Origin of the sequence: Pseudomonas sp. PD9R (assembly GCF_019200975.1) — a bacterium.
Classification (GTDB): Bacteria; Pseudomonadota; Gammaproteobacteria; order Pseudomonadales; family Pseudomonadaceae; genus Aquipseudomonas.
Genome location: NZ_JAHTMR010000001.1, coordinates 83,842 through 104,470 on the forward strand (window position 1 = coordinate 83,842; position 20,629 = coordinate 104,470).

Below are 20,629 nucleotides of genomic sequence, written 5' to 3' on the forward strand. Positions count from 1 at the left end.
CTCACACATCCCCTGTAGGAGCGAGGCTTACCCGCGAAGAACGATAACGCGGTCTACCTGCCAAAGCGCCCAGGCCAGCCAATAATCTGCTTCGGCCGCGGCGTCGCATAAGTCCGCACCTTCGACGTCGACAACCCCAACCGCACCAGCGATTCGGCAATGGTCACCGCCGCCGTCACGCCATCCACTACCGGTACGCCGGTGCGTCGGCGAATTTGCTCATCCAGCCCGGCCATTCCGCCGCAACCCAGGCAGATCACCTCGGCCTTGTCCTGCGTCACCGCCAGTTCCGCCTGATGCACGATGGCCTCAAGAGCGCGTTGCGGTTCGTGTTCCAGTTCCAGCACCGCCAAACCACTGGCCCGCACCGATGCGCAGCGATCCCACAGTCCGGACAGTTTGAGACGATCCTCGATCAGCGGCACGGTGCGGTCGAGGGTGGTGACCACGGAATAGGCGTGGCCGAGGAACATCGCGGTGCTGGCCGCCGCATCGGTGATGTCCACCACCGGCACGTTGAGCAATTCCTGCAGGCCCTCGCGACCGTGCTCGCCATAACCGGCCTGGATCACTGCATCGAAGGGCTGGTCGTAGGACATCACCCGGTCCATCACTGCGATGGCGGCCAGGTAGCTTTCGAAATTGCCTTCGATGGAATCGGCCCCAAAATGCGGGGTCAGACCGATGATTTCCGTGCCGGGGGAAGCCACGGCCTGCGCCGAGCGAGCGATGGCCTGGGTGATGGATTCGGTGGTGTTGACGTTGACCACAAGAATTCGCATGAAAAGTCCTTATAGCGGGGATGGTTCTGCGGCCCAGCATACCGGGCCGCCTTCTAATTAGTGGCTGACGTTATCGACAGCGATGGCTTCACCGCTGACGTCCGCATAGTGAGGTTGGCGTTTGGCGATGATCAGGTAGAGCATTCCGGCAATGCCGGCGCCTATCAGCCAGGAAAACGGCGAGACGCTGTGGAAGCCCGGCATCAGCGCCAGGACGATGGCGATCAAAGCTGCAGGAATGAATGCCGCCACGGCGCGTAAATTGACCCCACGGCTGTAGTAATAAGCGCCGTTCGGGTCTTCGCTGTACAACTGCGGCACGTTGACCTGGCCTTTTCGTACAAGCCAGTAGTCAACCATGATCACGCCGTACAACGGGCCGAGCAGGGCCCCGAGGCCGGACAGGAAATACACGATCACCAGCGGGCTGTTGTAGAGGTTCCACGGCAGGATCAGCACCGCAATGGTCGCGCTGATCAGCCCGGCACGGCGGAAGGTCAGGTATTTCGGCGCCAGGTTACTCAGCACGAAGGCCGGGGCGACGAAGTTGGCCATGATGTTGACCGCCACGGTGACGATCAGGAACGCCAGGCAACCGAGGACCAGAAAGAAGGTGTTGGGGATCGAGGCGATGATCTCGGTCGGGCTTTCGATGATTCGGCCATTGATCTGAAATTGCGCGCCGCACAGCAGGACGGTGATGGCGGCGAACACCAGAATATTTACCGGCAGGCCCCAGAAATTTCCGACCTTGATGGTCTTGCGGCATGGAGAAGAGCGGGCGAAGTCGCAGAAATTCAGGATCAACGTGCCATAGATCGCCAGCCACAGCGCGCCGCCGGCAAAGATGTTGCGCCACATCTCACCACCGCTCAGTGGTTCGCGGATCGACCAGGCGATGGTCGCATTGGCCTGGGTGTACATCCATGCAGCGAGGGCGGCGACGGTGAGCAAAATCACGGGACCGGCAAACGCTTCGTAGCGCCGCACCATTTCCATGCCATAGGCGAGAATCGCCAGTTGCACGAACCAGATTGCCACGAAACACACCCAGCCCAAGGTCGACAGACCGAGGATCGCGTTGTGGTCGTAGTCGGCGAATCCCGGGTGAACAGCCGTCAGCAACACGCGAAAAACCACCGAAGCCAGGTACGTCTGAATCCCGAACCAGGCGATGGCGATAACCGCACGGATCAGTGCAGGAATTTGCGCACCATGAATACCGAAACTGATGCGGCTGATCACCGGAAATGGCACACCGGTCTTCTGACCCATGTAGCCGGAGAGGTTCATGAAGCAATACACCAGCGCCGCGCCGATCCCCAGGGACAGCAAGATCTGCCAGCCGCCGAGGCCCAGGGCATACAGGCCGATAGCGAATGAGTAGTTGGCGATGTTGTGAACGTCGTTGGTCCACAGGGCGAAAATACTGTAGCGACCCCAACGCCGACCTTCGGCCTTGGTCGGTGCCAGGTCTTTGTTGTGCAGGCGTGGGCTGAGCACAACTGGGCTTTGGGCTTGATCGTAAGCGGGTTGAGTGGCGTGGGAGGAGGGTAGATCCAGCGCGATATTGTTATTGGAGAGACTAGTACGCATTCCGGCAGGCTCCTGATGCTCGACGCCGCGATGACTGTGCATGAGCGTTGGCTCGACAAATCTTCGTCGCGGGTGGCGAATATCATTGGTTACGGGGCATCTGCAGCCTGTACGGGATAGGGCGCTTCAGGCTTGCGGATCTAAAGTGTGTGTATGTTTTGTATTGATTGTATACAAAACATGTATGCACTAAAGCCAGATCTGTGCCAGCTACGAATCTATAAAATTTTCTGCTCATTTCGTTTTGTTATTGCTTTTAGCTAAGTGGCTGAAATGAAGGCGATATAAATTGACCGTTCGAACAGGTATTTATTTTTATCGGGGATTTTAGGAGGGGGTAGATCTGAGATGACTGGCGGTGGATGTAACTTTTTGGGGCGTTAGAACTAAAAGTGCACACACAAATGGCACCGATGGTGACATTCGTGTGTACACATTTATATGGACTTACTCTCAATATGTAGGAGCGAGCTTGCTCGCGATAAACCGGAGGCCGCCGCGGGGTGTCAGGCTGGCAACGTTTTCGTTGGCCACCATCGCGAGCAGGCTCGCTCCTACAGGGTTTGCGATGTTTCAGGCTTTGGATTTACTGATGATGTTGCCTGCATGCAGTCCGCATTCTTTCTGCGTGGCCTCTTCCCACCACCAGCGGCCTTCGCGCTCGTGCTGGTTCGGCAGCACAGGGCGCGTGCACGGTTCGCAGCCGATGCTGATAAAGCCGCGCTCGTGCAGGCTGTTGTACGGCAGTTCGAGCATGCGGATGTAACCCCAGATCTCTTCGCTGGTCATTTGTGCCAGTGGGTTGAACTTGTACAGGGTGCGTTCCGGGGTGGAAAACGCGCTGTCGATTTCCATCACAGCCACGGCACTGCGGGTACCAGGGCTCTGGTCACGGCGCTGGCCGGTGGCCCAGGCAGTGACGCCGGACAGTTTGCGGCGCAATGGTTCGATCTTGCGGATACCGCAGCACTCGCCATGCCCGTCCTTGTAGAAGCTGAACAGGCCTTTTTCCTTCACGAACGGTTCGAGTTTGGTGTAGTCCGGCGATACCAGTTCGATGTCGATCTTGTAGTGCTCGCGCACCTGATCGATGAAGCGGTAGGTCTCGGGGTGCAGGCGACCGGTGTCGAGGCTGAACACTTTGACGTTTTTGTTCAGCTTCCAGGCCATGTCCACCAGCACCACATCCTCGGCACCACTGAAAGATATCCACAGGTCATCGCCGAACTCGGCGAACGCGAGTTTCAGGATGTCTTGGGCGGATTTGTTGGCATAGGTCGTGGCGAGTTCCACGACGTCGAACGTTGGGCTCATCAGGGCGGCTTCCTACAGGTCGGTGGCGCTTGGCGCTCTATATGGGGCCGATGGTAACAAAAAGCTGCGGTGGTCGGGGCGTCCTCTGCGTTGCGCGGTGGGGGCCAAGTCGCTAGAGTTCGGCCTCGCTCGACTCAATAAACAATACAAATGGGAGTGTCTTGTGGAAATTGCCTGTCTGGATCTTGAAGGTGTGCTGGTCCCGGAAATCTGGATCGCCTTCGCCGAAAAAACCGGGATCGAATCTCTCAGGGCCACCACCCGCGATATTCCCGACTACGACGTGCTGATGAAGCAGCGTCTGCGGATTCTCGACGAGCATGGCCTGAAGCTCTCTGATATCCAGGAAGTGATCGCGACCCTCAAGCCGCTGGACGGCGCCATCGAGTTCGTCAACTGGTTGCGCGAGCGCTTCCAGGTGGTGATCCTGTCGGACACTTTCTACGAGTTTTCCCAACCGCTGATGCGCCAACTCGGTTTTCCGACTTTGCTCTGCCATCGCCTGATTACCGACGATGCCGGCCGGGTAACGAGCTATCAGTTGCGTCAGAAAGATCCGAAGCGTCAGTCGGTATTGGCCTTCAAGAGCCTCTACTACCGGGTGATTGCTGCCGGTGATTCCTATAACGACACCACGATGTTGGGCGAGGCGGATGCCGGGATTCTGTTCCATGCGCCGGACAACGTGATTCGCGAGTTCCCGCAATTCCCGGCGGTGCATACCTTTGAAGCATTGAAGCAGGAATTCATCAAAGCCTCCAACCGCGCCCTGACCCTGTAAATCCACTCCCTGCAGGAGCCGGGTAGGAGCCCGGCAGGAGCCCGGTAGGAGCTGTCGAGTGAAACGAGGCTGCGATCTTTTGATGTTGTTTTTAAGAGCAAGATCAAAAGATCGCAGCCTTCGGCAGCTCCTACAGGGTTGTGTTGATCAGAGGTTTTGCAGAGTATCGAGCAGCACCTTCACCTTGGTGATCGATTCCTGATACTCGGACTGCCACTCGGAATCGGCGACGATCCCGCCGCCGCCCCAGCAACACACCTGCCCATCCTTGACCAGCAAACTGCGAATGGCGATGGAGCTGTCCATCTCGCCGCGCACGTCCAGATACAACAGAGAGCCGCAGTACAAACCACGTCGGGTCGGCTCCAGTTCGTCAATGATCTGCATCGCACGAATTTTCGGTGCCCCGGTGATCGAGCCACCGGGGAAGCTGCCGGCGATCAGGTCCAAGGCATCCCGATCATCCGCCAGTTCGCCGGTGACGCTGCTCACCAGGTGATGCACGTTCGGATAACTTTCCAGGCTGAACAACTCCGGCACCCGTACCGAGCCGGTGCGGCAGGTCCGACCGAGGTCGTTGCGCAGCAGGTCGACGATCATCAGGTTTTCCGCACGGTCCTTGGGACTGGCCAGCAGCTCGGCTGCGTTCGCTGCATCCTCGCAAGCGGTGAGGCCCCGCGGGCGAGTGCCTTTGATCGGGCGGGTTTCTACGTGCCGTTCGCTGACTTTGACGAAGCGCTCCGGTGACAGGCTCAGTACAGCACCGCCGTCGGGCAAGCTCTGGAAACCGGAAAACGGTGTCGGGCAGGCCTCCCGCAACGCGCAGTACGCGGCCCATGGATCACCTTGGCAAGGCGCGCGAAAACGCTGGGCGAAGTTGACTTGATAGCAGTCACCGGCCTGGATGTACTGCTGAATGCGCTCGATCGCCTGGCGATATTCATCAGCGTTCAGGTCAGCCTTCATCGGCGATTGCAGTGAGAAAGGCTCGACCGTTCCAGCCGCAACCTGACGGAACAGCATGATCAAACGCTGACGTTCGCTGTCGGCCAGCGTTGGATGAAACACCAACTGACTGGTCATTCGTTGGTGATCGCTGATCAGCGCCCAGCCGTACAAGCCGAAACGTGCATCCGGCAATTGCAGGTCGTCCAGTGCCTGGCTCGGCAAGTGTTCCAGATGACGACCGAAGTCGTAGCTCAGGTAGCCGATCAGACCACCGGCGAACGGCAACTCATCAGAAACGGTTGCTTCACCGAGACGTGTCAGGTTATCGCGAAGGCGTTGCAGGAAATCGGCACCGCTTTCGTCAGGCGCTACCGCCAGTTGCTCCAGTGGCCAGGCGCTGAACAGGTCATAACGCCCACGCTCGGCGCTTGGGCGGCCACTGTCGAGCAGCACGGCGCCCGGGGCATGACGAATGACCGCGAAGTACTCGGCGGGGTTGGCGCGATAGGGTAGCGGGTGTACGGAACAGGTCAGCATGGGCGGGGTAGATCAGCCATCGAGGCGGGGTGGCGATTGTAGACCTCTGTAGGATTTGCTCCTAGGGGGATGTCGGAGATTGGCAGATTGGGGGCAGAGTTGAGTGATGTAGTGACTGTTATGCCGCCATCGGGAGCAAGCTCGGCTCCTACAGAGACTGCGCTGAACCTGTAGGAGCCGAGTTTGCTCGCGATGGCAGCGACTCAGTCCCGAATCAGCCCTCGACAGCTGGAACATGACCAAACATTTCCTGCACAAACGCCACGCGCTCTTCAGCCGTCTCGGTCACGCCACGGGCTTTCAGCTCTTCCAGCCGCGCCTCGACCGCATGGGTGCGCAGGGTCAGGCCGCAATCGTTGGCAATCTGGATGTTCAAGCCCGGTCGGGCATTGAGTTCAAGAATCAGCGGGCCTTTTTCCTGGTCGAGCACCATGTCGACACCGATGTAACCCAGGCCGCACAGCTCGTAGCAGCCGGCGGCCAGTTTCATGAAACCGTCCCAGTAGGGCAGTTGCACGCCATCTACTGCGTTGGTGGTGTCAGGGTGTTTGTTGATGATGTTGTTCAGCCAGGTGCCGCGCAGGGTCAGGCCGGTGGCGAGGTCGACGCCGACGCCGATGGCACCCTGGTGCAGGTTGGCCTTGCCGCCGGACTGACGGGTCGGCAAGCGCAGCATGGCCATGGCGGGGTAGCCCATCAGCACGATGATGCGGATATCCGGTACGCCTTCGTAACTGATGCTTTTGAAAATCTGGTCCGGGATCACCCGGTATTCGATCAGCGCCCGGTCGCGGTGCCCGCCGAGGGAATACAGGCCGGTGAGGATGCTGGAAATGTGGTGCTCAAGCTCTTCGTGGGCGAGGATTTTTCCCGAGACCGTGCGATAGCGACCCTCGAAACGGTCGGCCACCACAATAATCCCATCGCCGCCCGCGCCTTGGGCCGGTTTGATCACGAAGTCGTTGCGCCCGCCGATGATCTCGTCGAGGTTGTCGATTTCTTTCTCGGTGGAAATCACGCCATACAATTCCGGTGCATGAATGCCGGCGGTAATGGCGCGTTCCTTGGTGATGATCTTGTCATCGACAATCGGGTACAGGCTGCGCTTGTTGTACTTGAGCACGTAGTCGGCGTTGCGCCGATTGATGCCCATGATGCCTCGGGCTTCCAGGGCTTTCCAGGTCTTCCAGAAGCCGAACATCAGGCGTCAGCCTTCTTCAGGAAAGCCTTGAAGCGCACCAGTTCGGTCAATCGGTAGCCGCGATAGCGCCCCATGGCCAGCATGAAGCCCACCATGATCAGCAGGATCGCCGGGAAAGTGAACACGAAGTACACCAGTTCCGGCACGGTCATGATCAGGTGCGCCAGGGAGGCGGCGAACAGTGTGCCGATCGCCACTTTCATGGCATGGCTGGCGCCGCGTTCTTCCCAGGTGATCGACAGGCGTTCGATGGTCATGGTCAAAATTACCATCGGGAACAGCGCCACCGACAACCCGCGCTCCAGGCCGAGCTTGTGGCTGAACAGGCTGATGGCGGCGATCAGCACCACCACGAACGTCAGCACCACCGACAGCCTCGGCAGCATTTGCAGTTTCAAATGCTCAAGGTAGGAGCGCAGCGACAGCCCCAACGCTGTGATGATCGTAAACAGCACGATGCCGAAGCCGAGCTGGGTTTCACGGAAGGCCAGGGCGATCAGCACCGGGGTAAAGGTGCCCAGTGTCTGCAGGCCGATCAGGTTGCGCAGGATCAGGATCACCAATACGCCGATCGGGATCATCACCATGATCATGAAGGTCTGCTGGGTTTGCAGCGGCAGGCCGTACAACGAGTATTCAAGGAAGTTGGCGTCAGTGTTTTCGTCTGTCAGCTTGGCCAGACGAATGGCGTTCATTTCGCTGTTGTTCATGCTGAAGGTGACAGTGGCTTTCTTGCCGCCGTCGACGGTGATCAGGTTTTCATCGCCGGTCCACCACAACAGACGGTCGGTGGGCAGGCCTTGTTCACCGGTTTCCGGGTTGAAATACAGCCAGTCAGTACCGTTGAAACTGCGCAGCCAGAGTTCCGGCGTTTGCGGTTGATCGGCCACCAGGCGGATGGTGTGGACTTTCTCCACGGGTACGTGGGCGATGGATAGCACCAATTCGACGATCTTGGCTTTTTGCCCGCTGGACGGATCGCCCGCCAGCAGCAGCTTCACATTGTCGTCATTGAGATTGTTGACACGCTTGATGGCTTCGCCGACGAAGGTTTCGACGTCGGCGGAATGCTGGCGAATCGGCGCGAGCAGGGCTTCGGCGGCGATTTTTTCTGGCCCTTCGACGGCGATGCTGTCACGGAAGGTCGGCCCTTTGATCTTGGATTTCTCGGCGCTGTAGCGTTTGGTCAGGACCAGACGGTAATAAAGAGTCTGGTTGCCCTTGGCCCGACGTGCCGACCAGGTGACCTTGCGGTTGCCATCGACCCGGTTCACCGCCACGCCGTAGTTATTGGAAATGAAGCTCTCGTTGAGGCTGACGTAGTCGCGGCTCAGTGGCGGCACGAACATCTGGATCTTGACCGGGTCCTTGGCACTGGCGACGAACTCGACTTTGGCGTCGATGTTCCACAAGTCGTCGGTGGCGTCTTCGGTCACGGGAATGCCGAGCACGAAGATCTGATAGGCCGTTACTGAAATGCCCAAGACCACCAGGATCGTGATCAGCAGTTTCAGATGAAGGGTAAGAGAGCGCATTTAAATTACTCTGCGGTATGAGCGTCGGTGGTGCAGGCGGGTTTGCCGGCAGCATATTTAAGGCTGGGGTCGACCAGCGCATCGAAGCGTTTGAGCGCTTCGGAGCCGATCAAAAGCGGGTATTGGAACGCGCTACGGTCCGTCAGGTTCACTTCGATGCTGCGCAAGGCCGAGCCCATGCAGATATCCAGTTCGATCACCGGGCGGGCGGTGTACTTCTTGCCTTCTTCCGGGTCGTAGTCGCCGGCACGGCGCTTGATCTTGCTGACGCGGGCCAGCGGTCGTTCGATCGGGTGCGAATGGGCGGTGTCGATGGCCAAGTAGAAACGTACCCAGGATTCACCATTGCGTTTGAAACGTTTGATGTCGCGGGCACTCAGGGAGGCGGTTTTCGCCCCGGTATCGAGTTTGGCGGCCACTTCCAGGTCGATGCCGCCGAGTGACGCGTACTCATTAAGGCCATACACAGTCTTTTCCCCCGCCACTGCGAAGCCGGGCAGGCAAAGAAAATAAAGGAAGGTGGGGAAGGGCTTGAGTCTCATAAATCCTGGTGCGCAGCGGTCCGTACTTCGATTCAAGGCCCTGGCATCGCTGCGCAAGCTCCCTCGTATGCCTATCAGGGTTTTATGACAGGCAGTGCAGATGTGACAAACAAATGCGGGCGGCATTCTAGCACGGTGGTTTTATGGCGCCAGCGCTGGCCCGCGGCTATAAACAGAAGGTCCTGCTTCGTTATGGTGCAGGTGGTTATTAGACGATTGTCGACAATATCTAATTATCCTTTGACTGCCGTGCCTGTTTTGGTTAGTTTTTGCGGCATTGGCTTTCAAGGTGTCGACAATCATGCTGGATCAACTCGATCCCCCTCTCGTAGTGCAGGACGATTCGGAAACACTTTCCGAGAACGTCTTCCGGCGTATTCAGGCGGCCATCGTCAAAGGCGAGATCGCCCCGGGCAGCAAAATTTCCGAGCCAGAGCTGGCCCGCACCTACGGCATCAGCCGTGGTCCGTTGCGTGAGGCCATCCACCGCCTGGAAGGTCAGCGCTTGCTGGTGCGTGTGCCGCACGTCGGCGCACGGGTGGTATCGCTGAGCCACGCCGAGTTGCTGGAACTCTACGAAATCCGCGAATCCCTCGAAGGCATGGCCTGTCGCCTGGCCGCTGAGCGCATGACCGTCGAAGAAATCGACGAGCTGCGCCAGGTGCTGGAAACCCATGAGCGCGACGAGGCGTTTCAGGCCGGCCGAGGTTATTACCAGCAGGAAGGTGATTTCGACTTCCATTACCGAATCATTCAGGGCAGCGGCAACCGCACCCTGACGCAAATGCTCTGCGGCGAGCTGTATCAATTGGTGCGCATGTACCGCATCCAGTTTTCCACCACGCCCAATCGCCCGCATCAGGCCTTTGCCGAACACCACCGAATTCTCGATGCCATCGCCGACCGTGACGGTGAACTGGCCGAGTTGTTGATGCGCCGTCACATCGGCGCCTCCAAACGCAATATCGCCCGTCACTACCAGGACGGCGCCAACCCGACAGCCAAACGAGGTGAGTCATGAGTTTGAACAAGAGCACTCCAGGCCAGCGTTTCCGCGATGCGGTCGCCAGCGAGCATCCATTGCAAGTGGTCGGCGCGATCAACGCCAACCACGCGCTACTGGCCAAGCGCGCCGGTTTCAAGGCGATTTACCTGTCCGGTGGCGGCGTGGCCGCGGGCTCGCTCGGCGTGCCTGACCTGGGCATTACCGGCCTGGATGACGTGCTGACCGACGTGCGCCGCATCACTGACGTCTGCGACCTGCCGCTGCTGGTGGATGTGGACACCGGTTTCGGTTCCTCGGCGTTCAACGTTGCACGCACCGTCAAGTCGATGATCAAGTTCGGCGCGGCGGCGATTCACATCGAAGACCAGGTCGGCGCCAAGCGTTGCGGCCACCGTCCTAATAAAGAAATCGTTTCGCAGCAGGAAATGGTCGACCGCATCAAGGCCGCCGTCGATGCCCGCACCGATGACAGCTTCGTGATCATGGCCCGCACCGACGCCCTGGCGGTGGAAGGTCTGGAATCCGCCCTGGATCGCGCCGCCGCGTGCATCGAGGCCGGTGCCGACATGGTGTTCCCGGAAGCCATTACCGAACTGGACATGTACAAGCTGTTCGCCAGCCGCGTGAAAGCGCCGATCCTGGCCAACATCACCGAATTCGGCGCGACGCCGCTGTACACCACCGAGCAGTTGGCCGCCGCCGACGTGTCGCTGGTGCTGTACCCGCTGTCCGCCTTCCGCGCCATGAACAAGGCCGCGGAAAACGTCTACACCGCCATCCGTCGCGACGGCACGCAACAGAACGTCATCGACACCATGCAGACTCGCATGGAGCTTTACGATCGTATCGACTACCACACCTTCGAGCAGAAGCTCGATGCGTTGTTTGCTGCGAAGAAGTAAAGATCAAAAGATCGCAGCCTTCGGCAGCTCCTACATGAATCCCCGTAGGAGCTGTCGAGTGCAACGAGGCTGCGATCTGTTCGGCATCACATAAAAACCTGATGAATCACAATTTGCCGATTCCCTAACAAATTCAAAAATTGGAGACAGCAATGGCCGAAGCAAAAGTACTCAGTGGCGCCGGGCTCCGTGGCCAGGTTGCCGGGCAAACCGCACTATCCACCGTGGGCCAGTCGGGCGCAGGTCTGACCTATCGCGGCTACGACGTTCGCGAACTGGCGGCTGACGCGCAATTCGAAGAAGTCGCTTACCTGCTGCTGTACGGCGAACTGCCGAGCAAAACGCAACTGGCGGCCTACATCAGCAAACTGAGCAAGCTGCGTGACCTGCCGCAAGCGCTGAAAGAAGTGCTGGAACGCATCCCCGCCGACGCCCACCCGATGGACGTGATGCGCACCGGCTGTTCGTTCCTGGGCAACCTGGAACCGGAAAATGACTTCTCCGAGCAGCACGACAAGACTGATCGTTTGTTGGCCGCGTTCCCGGCGATCATGACCTACTGGTATCGCTTCAGCCACGAAGGCAAGCGCATCGATTGCGTGAGCGACGAGCAGTCCATCGGCGGCCACTTCCTGCACCTGCTGCACGGCAAGAAGCCGAGCGAGTTGCACGTCAAGGTGATGAACGTTTCGCTGATCCTCTACGCGGAGCACGAGTTCAATGCTTCGACCTTCACCGCACGGGTATGCGCTTCCACGTTGTCCGATCTGTATTCCTGCATCACCGCGGCCATCGGTTCGCTGCGCGGTCCGCTGCACGGCGGCGCCAACGAAGCGGCGATGGAAATGATCGAGCGCTTTTCGTCCCCTGAAGACGCGATCGAAGGCACCCTCGGCATGCTGGCGCGCAAGGACAAGATCATGGGCTTCGGCCACGCGATCTATAAGGACAACGATCCGCGCAATGAAGTGATCAAGGGCTGGTCGAAAAAACTCGCTGACGAAGTGGGCGACAAGGTGTTGTTCCCGGTTTCCGAGGCCATCGACAAGACCATGTGGGATCAGAAGAAACTGTTCCCGAACGCCGACTTCTACCATGCCTCGGCGTACCACTTCATGGGCATCCCGACCAAGTTGTTCACACCGATTTTCGTCTGCTCGCGCCTGACCGGCTGGGCCGCCCACGTGTACGAACAACGCGCCAACAACCGCATCATCCGCCCAAGCGCCGAGTACGTCGGTGTTGAACAGCGCAAGTTCGTGCCAATCGAACAACGCTGAATGGCGAGGGCCAGGAACTAAGCCCCCTGTAGGAGCGAAGCTTGCTCGCGAAGGCGGACCGACATTCAATATCGATGTCGACAGATGGACCGCTTTCGCGAGCAAGCTTCGCTCCTACAGGATCGGGTTCAGTTCGCCCCAACCCTTTGTAATTACCGTGACCGAGTCCTGACGATGAACACAGAATTTCGCAAATCGCTGCCCGGCAGCCACCTGGATTACTTCGACGTCCGTGCGGCGGTCGAGGCGATTCAGCCTGGCGCCTACGACACCCTGCCGTACACCTCCCGTGTGCTGGCGGAAAACCTCGTGCGTCGCTGCGATCCGGCCACGCTCACCGAATCCCTGAAGCAATTCATCGAACGCAAACGCGACCTCGATTTCCCATGGTTCCCGGCTCGCGTGGTGTGCCACGACATTCTCGGCCAGACCGCATTGGTGGACCTCGCCGGCCTGCGTGACGCCATCGCCCTGCAAGGCGGCGACCCGGCGCAAGTGAACCCGGTAGTGCCGACGCAATTGATCGTCGACCACTCCCTGGCCGTCGAGCGCGGTGGTTTCGATCCGGAGGCGTTCGAGAAAAACCGCGCCATCGAAGACCGTCGCAACGAAGACCGTTTCCACTTCATCAACTGGACCAAGAAGGCGTTCAAGAACGTCGACGTGATCCCGCCGGGCAACGGCATCATGCACCAGATCAACCTGGAGAAAATGTCTCCGGTGATCCAGGTGCGCGACGGCGTGGCGTTCCCCGACACCTGCGTCGGCACCGACAGCCACACCCCGCACGTCGATGCGCTGGGCGTGATCGCCATCGGCGTCGGTGGTCTGGAAGCCGAGAGCGTCATGCTGGGTCGTGCATCGTGGATGCGCCTGCCGGAAAGCGTCGGCGTTGAACTGACTGGCAAGCTGCAACCGGGCATCACCGCCACTGACATGGTGCTGGCGCTGACCGAATTTCTGCGTAAGCAAAAAGTCGTTGGTGCGTGGCTGGAGTTCTTCGGTGAAGGTGCCGCCGCATTGACCCTTGGCGACCGCGCGACCATCTCCAACATGGCCCCGGAATACGGCGCCACCGCAGCGATGTTCTACATCGACCAGCAGACCATCGACTACCTCAAACTGACCGGCCGTGAAGACGAGCAGGTGCAGTTGGTCGAGCACTACGCCAAGACCACTGGCCTGTGGGCAGACAGCCTGAAGGGCGCGCAATACGAGCGCGGCCTGACCTTCGACCTGTCTTCGGTAGTGCGCAACATGGCTGGCCCGAGCAACCCGCACGCTCGCGTGGCCACCTCGGATCTGGCGGCAAAAGGCATTTCCGGCCAGTGGGAAGATGTACCAGGGCAAATGCCCGATGGCGCAGTGATCATCGCTGCCATCACCAGCTGCACCAACACCAGTAACCCGCGCAACGTGATCGCTGCCGGCCTGCTGGCGCGCAACTCCAACAAGCTGGGACTGGCCCGCAAGCCGTGGGTCAAATCGTCCCTGGCACCGGGTTCGAAAACCGTGGCGCTGTACCTGGACGAAGCCGGTCTGACCGACGAGCTGGAGCAACTCGGTTTCGGCGTTGTCGCCTTCGCTTGCACTACCTGCAACGGCATGTCTGGCGCCCTGGACCCGGTGATCCAGCAAGAGATCATCGATCGCGACCTGTACGCCACCGCCGTGTTGTCCGGCAACCGTAACTTCGATGGGCGGATTCACCCATACGCCAAGCAAGCATTCCTCGCCTCGCCGCCATTGGTGGTTGCTTACGCCATCGCCGGGACGATTCGTTTCGACATCGAAAAAGATGTGCTGGGCGTGGTTGATGGCAAGGAAATTCGCCTGAAAGACATCTGGCCGAGCGACGAAGAAATCGACGCCGTGGTCAAGGCTTCGGTGAAGCCGGAGCAGTTCCGTCAGGTGTACATCCCGATGTTCGCCATCCACGAAGACACCGGCCCGAAAGTCACGCCGCTGTACGAATGGCGCGAGATGAGCACCTATATTCGCCGTCCGCCGTATTGGGAAGGCGCACTGGCCGGCGCGCGTCCGCTCAAGGGCATGCGCCCACTGGCGGTACTGCCGGACAACATCACCACCGATCACCTGTCGCCGTCGAACGCGATCATGCTTGATAGCGCGGCGGGTGAGTACTTGGCCAAGATGGGCCTGCCGGAAGAGGACTTCAACTCTTACGCGACTCATCGGGGTGACCACCTGACTGCGCAGCGCGCGACCTTCGCCAACCCGAAACTGTTCAACGAAATGGTTGTGGAAAACGGCAAGGTCAAACAGGGTTCGCTGGCCCGCGTCGAGCCGGAAGGCCAAGTGATGCGGATGTGGGAAGCCATCGAAACCTACATGGAGCGCAAGCAGCCGCTGATCATCATTGCCGGCGCCGACTACGGTCAGGGTTCGTCCCGCGACTGGGCAGCAAAAGGCGTGCGCCTGGCCGGTGTCGAAGCCATCGCCGCTGAAGGTTTCGAGCGCATCCACCGCACCAACCTGGTCGGCATGGGCGTGCTGCCGCTGGAGTTCCTGCCGGGCACCAACCGCCACACCCTGGCCATCGACGGCAGCGAAACCTACGACGTGATCGGCGACCGCACGCCGCGCGCCCATCTGACGCTGGTGATCCATCGCAAGAGCGGCGAGCGCGTTGAGGTGCCGGTGACCTGCCGCCTCGACACCGCCGAAGAAGTGTCGATCTACGAGGCCGGCGGCGTGTTGCAACGCTTCGCTCAGGACTTCCTCGAAGAATCGGCGGTTGCCGTCTAAAACACCAGTTGCGAGCAGGGGATTCCAGGTCCCTTGCTCGCTTTGAAGGAGCACCAATGGCTCACGTACCGCAGATCAAAATCCCCGCCACCTACATGCGCGGCGGCACCAGCAAAGGCGTGTTCTTCAGCCTGCAAGACCTGCCCGAAACGGCACAGATTCCAGGGCCGGCCCGCGATGCTTTATTGCTGCGCGTAATCGGCAGCCCCGACCCGTACGACAAGCAGATTGACGGCATGGGCGGCGCGACGTCCAGCACCAGCAAAACCGTGATCCTGTCGAAAAGCATCAAGGCCGATCACGACGTCGATTACCTGTTCGGTCAGGTCTCCATCGACAAGCCTTTTGTGGACTGGAGCGGCAACTGCGGCAACCTGTCGGCGGCGGTTGGTTCATTCGCCATCAGCAATGGCCTGGTAGATGCCAGCCGCATCCCGCACGACGGCGTGGCCGTGGTGCGCGTATGGCAGGCCAACATCGGCAAGACCATCATCGCCCACGTGCCGATCACCAACGGTGAAGTGCAGGAAACCGGCGACTTCGAACTCGACGGTGTAACGTTTCCGGCGGCGGAAGTGCAGGTCGAATTCATGGACCCGGCCGCAGAAGAAGAGGGCGGCGGTGGTTCGATGTTCCCTACCGGTAACCTGGTCGACGATTTGGAAGTGCCCGGTGTCGGCACGTTCAAGGCAACGATGATCAATGCCGGCATCCCGACCATCTTCGTCAACGCTGAAGACATCGGCTACACCGGCACCGAGTTGCAAGGTGCAATCAACGGCGATCCGAAAGCGCTGCTGATGTTTGAAACCATCCGCGCTTATGGCGCGCTGCGCATGGGCCTGATTGCCAATATCGACGAAGCGGCCAAGCGTCAGCACACGCCGAAAGTGGCGTTCGTCGCCAAACCGGCGGGCTACGTGGCGTCCAGCGGCAAAGCGATTGGAGCGGGTGATGTGGACCTGCTGGTGCGTGCACTTTCCATGGGCAAACTGCACCACGCGATGATGGGCACGGCGGCTGTCGCCATCGGCACGGCGGCGGCGATTTCCGGCACTTTGGTCAACCTCGCGGCGGGCGGCATCGAACGTAACGCAGTGCGCTTCGGGCATCCGTCGGGCACCTTGCGCGTTGGCGCCGAAGCCAGCCAGGTCGACGGTGAATGGGTGGTGAAAAAAGCCATCATGAGCCGCAGTGCACGGGTGTTGATGGAAGGTTTCGTCCGCGTGCCGGGAGATTCGTTCTAACTCACACGAAACTCTATAGGAGCTGTCGAGTAAAACGAGGCTGCGATCTGTTGATCCTGCTCTTTGACAGCAACATCAAAAGATCGCAGCCTCGTTTCACTCGACAGCTCCTACAGGTGATCGAACATGAGTGCCAACGTTGACCTGAACAACCGCCCCGACTACGACAGCGTCCTGCAGGACATTGCCGACTACGTCCTTAGCTACAAAATCGAATCCCAAGAAGCCCTAGACACTGCCCGCAACTGCCTGATGGACACGCTCGGTTGTGGCCTGCTGGCCCTGCGTTTTCCCGAATGCACCAAACACCTCGGACCTGTGGTCGAAGGTACCGTCGTGCCGTTCGGCGCCCGCGTGCCGGGCACCTCTTATCGCCTCGACCCGGTCAAGGCTGCCTGGGACATTGGTTGCATCGTTCGTTGGCTCGACTACAACGACACCTGGCTCGCGGCCGAATGGGGGCATCCATCGGATAACCTCGGCGGCATTCTCGCGGTGGCCGATCACCTGTCGCAAAAACGCCTGGCCAACGGCGACGCACCGTTGACCATTCGCGCCGTGCTTGAAGCGATGATCATGGCTCACGAAATTCAAGGCGTGATCGCTCTGGAAAACTCCTTCAATCGCGTCGGTCTCGATCACGTCATCCTGGTGAAAGTCGCCTCGACGGCCGTCACCGCCAAGCTGATGGGCGCCAATCGTGAGCAGTTGCTGTCGGCGTTGTCCCATGCTTTTGCTGACGGCCAGGCGCTGCGCACCTACCGGCATGCGCCGAATGCCGGCTCGCGCAAATCCTGGGCGGCGGGCGATGCGTCGAGCCGTGGCGTGCGTCTGGCGGACATCGCGATGCGCGGCGAAATGGGCATCCCCGGTGTCTTGAGTGCCAAGCAGTGGGGCTTCTACGACGTACTGTTCAGCCATACCAACAATGATCTGGCGCTCAAGCCTGAAGACAAGCGCGCTTTCAGTTTCTCCCGGCCGTACGGCAGCTATGTGATGGAAAACGTGCTGTTCAAGATCAGCTTTCCCGCCGAGTTCCACGCGCAAACGGCCTGCGAAGCGGCGGTGACCCTGCATCCGCAGGTGCGCAACCGCTTGCACGAAATCGACAAAATCGTCATCACCACCCATGAGTCAGCGATACGCATCATTTCCAAGGTCGGCCCGTTGGCCAATGCCGCCGACCGCGATCACTGCATCCAGTACATGACTGCCGTACCTTTGGCTTTTGGCAATCTGGTTGCCGAACATTACGAGGACGATTTCCACAAAGCGCATCCGATCATTGATGTACTGCGCGACAAAATGGTCATCGTCGAAAACCCGGTTTACACCCGCGAATACCTCGAAGCCGACAAACGTTCGATCGCCAATGCGATACAGGTGTTTTTCAAGGACGGTTCCAGTACCGAAAACGTGGTGGTGGAATATCCGATTGGCCATCGTCGGCGTCGTGTCGATGGCATTCCGTTGCTGGAGGACAAGTTCAAGGCCAACCTGGCAACGCGCTTCACAGCCCAGCGCAGCAGCGAGATCTTTGCCTTGTGCAAGGATCAGGCGCAGCTGGAGGCGACACCGGTGAACCGCTTCGTAGACCTGTTCGTCATCTAAGCGTAAGCGGACGCACTCAAACCGATTGAACGATGAAACCCCATGTAGGAGCTATCGAGTGAAACGAGGCTGCGATCTTTTGATCGTCGATTTTAAAAGCCAGATCAAAAGATCGCAGCCTGCGGCAGCTCCTACAGGGATCGTTCGAGCCATTTCTCCATCGGCAGCTTTGTTATGGCAAAACCGATCAGCAATATCGCCGAGTAGACCATCAACTCTCGCGAAAGATTTTGCCCCTCGTACCAGGCACCGATGATCACGGCGAACACCGGAAAGATGATAAACACGAACGACAGGATGATCGGGCTCAGTCGTTTGAGCAGCAAAAAATAAACGATAAACCCGCCTACCGACGCCACCAGTCCCAGATAGAGCAGGGCGCCCCACGACCGCAGGCTGATGGCAGAAAACTCGGGCGTTTCGACGGTCAATCCCGCGACAAACAACATCACTCCAGCAATACCAATCGGCAGCGTGTTGTAAGTAATCACGCTGATCGCGCTGCCATGTTTCTTGGTCACCACATAGCACAGCGCGTGCATCACCGCCGCGCAGAGAATCGCCAGCACCCCGAACAACTCGGCATGGTCCAGGTGTAAACCCTGGCTGCGGATAATCATGAACAGACTGCCGAAGCCAATCGCGATGCCGAGCACTTGCGAAGGGTAGATTTTTTCCCGCAGAAACAACGCAGAAAACACCAGGATGAACACCGGCATGCAGCTGAACAATAACGCCGTCAGACCGGATGAAACGTGCAACTCGCCATAGTTGAGCAAGTAATACGGCAGGCTGAAATACGACAGCGTGACGAACACGAAGAACCAGCGGCTTTGCCGGGGAAACAGCAAGGGTTCTTTGCGCAGAATGGCAAAGCTCAAAAACAGCGGGAAAGCAATCAGGAACCGCAGGCCGGCGGCAGTCAGGGGCGGCACACTCTCGACGGCAATCTTTATCCCCAGCCAGGTCGTGCCCCAACTCAGGCATACGATTAGAAACAGCGTGCCGGTGATCAGTCCGGCGAGCCATGGGCGTGTAATGTTTGAAGGTGTGCTGATCGCGATAGACATGATTCGAGCTCCTGGCAGCGGAATTGACCTGGTCATCGAATCGGTCTATTCCTGATTGAACCTGTTCTAAGCACGCTATTCGGGACGAAGATGAGTGTCAAAGTAAGTATTGCCATGGTGTCAATCCTGCGAGACGGCCTCGCCAATGGACTGGGCGTGAAGTACCAGCGCCTCGCTGATGCGGTTGAGAAAGGCATCGCAGACGGCGTAATCGAACCCGGTTGCAAGTTGCCGCCGCATCGACTGTTAGCCGATAGCCTGGGCATCACCATCGGCACCGTCAGCCGTGCTTATGGCGAACTTGAACGTGTGGGGTTAGTGGTCGCCCGCGTAGGCGATGGCACTTATATACGTCAGCGCGGGATGGAGCGGCCGCAGGACGTAGGCTTTCGCAATGTCAGCAATGAGCCGCCGTTTGTGTTGGACATGAGCAGGAATCAACCGATTCCGGGGCGCGAAGCGGCCTTCTTGAGTCAGAGCCTGCAGGCGTTGGCGAATGATCCGCAGGCCTTGCAGCAGCTCACGGGATACACCGCCGAAAGTGGATCAGCGCGGCATCGGACGGCAGGTGCGCAGTGGTTGAGGCATCAGGAGTTTGCCCCGAGCGCCGAACAGATCATCTGCGTCAACGGCGGCCAGCATGGTCTGTTGTGTGCCTTGATGGGATTGCTCAAGGCTGGCGATACCCTGGTGACCGAGCATCTGACCTACCCAGGACTGATCGGCGTCGCACGCCAACTCGGAATAAAACTGATCGGTGTGGCGATGGACGACGAAGGAGTATTGCCCTCAGCGTTGGAGGACATCTGTCGCCATCACCGAGTGACCGCGTTGTATTGCACACCAACGATCCAGAATCCTACGGCAGCAGTGATGTCAGTCCCACGGCGCGAGGCGATTGCCGGAGTCTGTCGGCAGCACAATCTGTTGATTTTCGAAGACGAGGCCCATGCCGTGCTGGCCCGCCAGCGGCCATTGCCTTTAAGTCATTTCGCCCCGGAGCGCTCGGTGTTGATCGGCAGTCTGAGCAAGGCGGTGTCGGCCGGATTGCGGGTCGGTTATTTGCATGCGCCGCAACCCCTGATCGGACGTTTGAGTGCGGCTGTGCGTGGGACATGCTGGATGGCCAGTCCGTTGACGCTTGAAGTCGCCAGCTTGTGGATAGAGAACGGCATGGCCGATCAGCTGTTGAACGAACAGATCAGCGAAGTCAGCCGGCGCAAGATGCTGGTCGAAAAGTCGCTTGAAGGGCTGGTCTACAAGACTCATCCCCATAGCCCGCACTTCTGGATCGAAGTGCCTGAGCCGTGGCGGGCGTCGCAGATAGCGGCTGAGCTCAAGGAGAATAATTACCTGATCGCCACTGCCGAAGCATTCGCGGTAGGGCATGCCGCGGTGCCGCAATTCATCAGGGCAAGTGTTTGTAATTCGGTGGGAGATGATCGGTTGTTGCTGCAGGGGTTTGAAGCGTTGATGGGGACATTGAAAGAGACCGTGTAATCGTTCTT

The 20,629-nt window shown here is 59.1% G+C and carries 16 protein-coding genes; 8 read left to right on the forward strand and 8 right to left on the reverse strand.

The features are described 5' to 3' along the window. Positions 1-53: 53 nt before the first annotated feature. From KUF73_RS00405 to KUF73_RS00415, 3 genes are all read right to left on the reverse strand, one after another. The gene (locus KUF73_RS00405) at positions 54-782 is read right to left on the reverse strand and encodes an aspartate/glutamate racemase family protein (protein WP_218436083.1); all 729 of its coding nucleotides are present in this window, start codon (positions 780-782) and stop codon (positions 54-56) included. A gap of 57 nt (positions 783-839) precedes the next feature. Continuing rightward, positions 840-2,378, reverse strand: a complete 1,539-nt coding sequence (locus KUF73_RS00410; protein WP_218436084.1) for an NCS1 family nucleobase:cation symporter-1 — start codon at positions 2,376-2,378, stop codon at positions 840-842. Between the two features lie 573 nt (positions 2,379-2,951). After that, positions 2,952-3,692 carry a phosphoadenylyl-sulfate reductase gene (locus tag KUF73_RS00415; RefSeq protein WP_218436085.1) on the reverse strand — a complete coding sequence of 247 codons (741 nt, stop codon included), beginning with the start codon at positions 3,690-3,692 and terminating at the stop codon, positions 2,952-2,954. Between the two features lie 163 nt (positions 3,693-3,855). Between KUF73_RS00415 and thrH the strand changes: the two genes are divergently transcribed. Then, the gene (gene thrH / locus KUF73_RS00420; RefSeq protein ID WP_218436086.1) at positions 3,856-4,473 is read left to right on the forward strand and encodes a bifunctional phosphoserine phosphatase/homoserine phosphotransferase ThrH; all 618 of its coding nucleotides are present in this window, start codon (positions 3,856-3,858) and stop codon (positions 4,471-4,473) included. A gap of 147 nt (positions 4,474-4,620) precedes the next feature. Here thrH and pabB read toward each other — a convergent pair whose 3' ends face one another. The 4 genes from pabB to KUF73_RS00440 all read right to left on the reverse strand — a co-directional run bounded on the left by pabB (position 4,621) and on the right by KUF73_RS00440 (position 9,236). Then, a complete protein-coding gene (pabB, locus tag KUF73_RS00425; protein WP_218436087.1) occupies positions 4,621-5,958 on the reverse strand; it encodes an aminodeoxychorismate synthase component I in 1,338 nt (445 codons plus the stop codon). A gap of 214 nt (positions 5,959-6,172) precedes the next feature. Then, positions 6,173-7,159 carry an alpha-L-glutamate ligase-like protein gene (locus tag KUF73_RS00430; RefSeq protein WP_218436088.1) on the reverse strand — a complete coding sequence of 329 codons (987 nt, stop codon included), beginning with the start codon at positions 7,157-7,159 and terminating at the stop codon, positions 6,173-6,175. Next, positions 7,159-8,694 (reverse strand): inactive transglutaminase family protein, encoded by a 1,536-nt coding sequence (locus KUF73_RS00435; protein ID WP_218436089.1) that lies wholly within the window; start codon positions 8,692-8,694, stop codon positions 7,159-7,161. The genes KUF73_RS00430 and KUF73_RS00435 overlap by 1 nt, the downstream gene beginning before the upstream one ends. A gap of 5 nt (positions 8,695-8,699) precedes the next feature. Next, positions 8,700-9,236, reverse strand: a complete 537-nt coding sequence (locus KUF73_RS00440; RefSeq protein WP_218436090.1) for an ATP-dependent zinc protease — start codon at positions 9,234-9,236, stop codon at positions 8,700-8,702. Positions 9,237-9,540: 304 nt separating this feature from the next. On the opposite strand from KUF73_RS00440, the gene KUF73_RS00445 reads away from it, so the two are divergent. The 6 genes from KUF73_RS00445 to prpD all read left to right on the forward strand — a co-directional run bounded on the left by KUF73_RS00445 (position 9,541) and on the right by prpD (position 18,051). Next, positions 9,541-10,257: a GntR family transcriptional regulator gene (locus KUF73_RS00445; RefSeq protein WP_218436820.1), complete on the forward strand. Its 717-nt coding sequence runs from the start codon at positions 9,541-9,543 to the stop codon at positions 10,255-10,257. Further along, complete coding sequence (gene prpB, locus KUF73_RS00450; protein ID WP_218436091.1) at positions 10,254-11,144, forward strand: methylisocitrate lyase; 891 nt, start codon at positions 10,254-10,256, stop codon at positions 11,142-11,144. Before KUF73_RS00445 ends, prpB begins: the two co-directional genes overlap by 4 nt. Before the next feature lie 152 nt (positions 11,145-11,296). Continuing rightward, the gene (prpC, locus tag KUF73_RS00455) at positions 11,297-12,424 is read left to right on the forward strand and encodes a 2-methylcitrate synthase (protein WP_218436092.1); all 1,128 of its coding nucleotides are present in this window, start codon (positions 11,297-11,299) and stop codon (positions 12,422-12,424) included. Positions 12,425-12,598: 174 nt separating this feature from the next. Continuing rightward, complete coding sequence (gene acnD, locus KUF73_RS00460) at positions 12,599-15,193, forward strand: Fe/S-dependent 2-methylisocitrate dehydratase AcnD (RefSeq protein WP_218436093.1); 2,595 nt, start codon at positions 12,599-12,601, stop codon at positions 15,191-15,193. A gap of 56 nt (positions 15,194-15,249) precedes the next feature. Further along, positions 15,250-16,440, forward strand: a complete 1,191-nt coding sequence (gene prpF / locus KUF73_RS00465; protein WP_218436094.1) for a 2-methylaconitate cis-trans isomerase PrpF — start codon at positions 15,250-15,252, stop codon at positions 16,438-16,440. A 126-nt stretch (positions 16,441-16,566) separates the two neighbouring features. Next, positions 16,567-18,051 (forward strand): 2-methylcitrate dehydratase, encoded by a 1,485-nt coding sequence (gene prpD, locus KUF73_RS00470; RefSeq protein ID WP_218436095.1) that lies wholly within the window; start codon positions 16,567-16,569, stop codon positions 18,049-18,051. A gap of 131 nt (positions 18,052-18,182) precedes the next feature. On the opposite strand, the gene KUF73_RS00475 is transcribed toward prpD, so the two are convergent. Continuing rightward, the gene (locus tag KUF73_RS00475; protein WP_218436096.1) at positions 18,183-19,121 is read right to left on the reverse strand and encodes a DMT family transporter; all 939 of its coding nucleotides are present in this window, start codon (positions 19,119-19,121) and stop codon (positions 18,183-18,185) included. Between the two features lie 90 nt (positions 19,122-19,211). Between KUF73_RS00475 and KUF73_RS00480 the strand changes: the two genes are divergently transcribed. Next, entirely contained in the window at positions 19,212-20,621 is a 1,410-nt protein-coding gene (locus KUF73_RS00480; RefSeq protein ID WP_218436097.1) for a PLP-dependent aminotransferase family protein, read from the forward strand. Positions 20,622-20,629 lie beyond the last annotated feature (8 nt).

Bases quoted from the DNA above. Each gene is read 5' to 3' on its own strand.
- KUF73_RS00405 (WP_218436083.1), bottom strand. From the start codon at position 782: ATGCGAATTCTTGTGGTCAACGTCAACACCACCGAATCCATCACCCAG.
- KUF73_RS00410 (WP_218436084.1), bottom strand. From the start codon at position 2,378: ATGCGTACTAGTCTCTCCAATAACAATATCGCGCTGGATCTACCCTCC.
- KUF73_RS00415 (WP_218436085.1), bottom strand. From the start codon at position 3,692: ATGAGCCCAACGTTCGACGTCGTGGAACTCGCCACGACCTATGCCAAC.
- pabB (WP_218436087.1), bottom strand. From the start codon at position 5,958: ATGCTGACCTGTTCCGTACACCCGCTACCCTATCGCGCCAACCCCGCC.
- KUF73_RS00430 (WP_218436088.1), bottom strand. From the start codon at position 7,159: ATGTTCGGCTTCTGGAAGACCTGGAAAGCCCTGGAAGCCCGAGGCATC.
- KUF73_RS00435 (WP_218436089.1), bottom strand. From the start codon at position 8,694: ATGCGCTCTCTTACCCTTCATCTGAAACTGCTGATCACGATCCTGGTG.
- KUF73_RS00440 (WP_218436090.1), bottom strand. From the start codon at position 9,236: ATGAGACTCAAGCCCTTCCCCACCTTCCTTTATTTTCTTTGCCTGCCC.
- prpB (WP_218436091.1), top strand. From the start codon at position 10,254: ATGAGTTTGAACAAGAGCACTCCAGGCCAGCGTTTCCGCGATGCGGTC.
- prpC (WP_218436092.1), top strand. From the start codon at position 11,297: ATGGCCGAAGCAAAAGTACTCAGTGGCGCCGGGCTCCGTGGCCAGGTT.
- acnD (WP_218436093.1), top strand. From the start codon at position 12,599: ATGAACACAGAATTTCGCAAATCGCTGCCCGGCAGCCACCTGGATTAC.
- prpF (WP_218436094.1), top strand. From the start codon at position 15,250: ATGGCTCACGTACCGCAGATCAAAATCCCCGCCACCTACATGCGCGGC.
- prpD (WP_218436095.1), top strand. From the start codon at position 16,567: ATGAGTGCCAACGTTGACCTGAACAACCGCCCCGACTACGACAGCGTC.
- KUF73_RS00475 (WP_218436096.1), bottom strand. From the start codon at position 19,121: ATGTCTATCGCGATCAGCACACCTTCAAACATTACACGCCCATGGCTC.
- KUF73_RS00480 (WP_218436097.1), top strand. From the start codon at position 19,212: ATGAGTGTCAAAGTAAGTATTGCCATGGTGTCAATCCTGCGAGACGGC.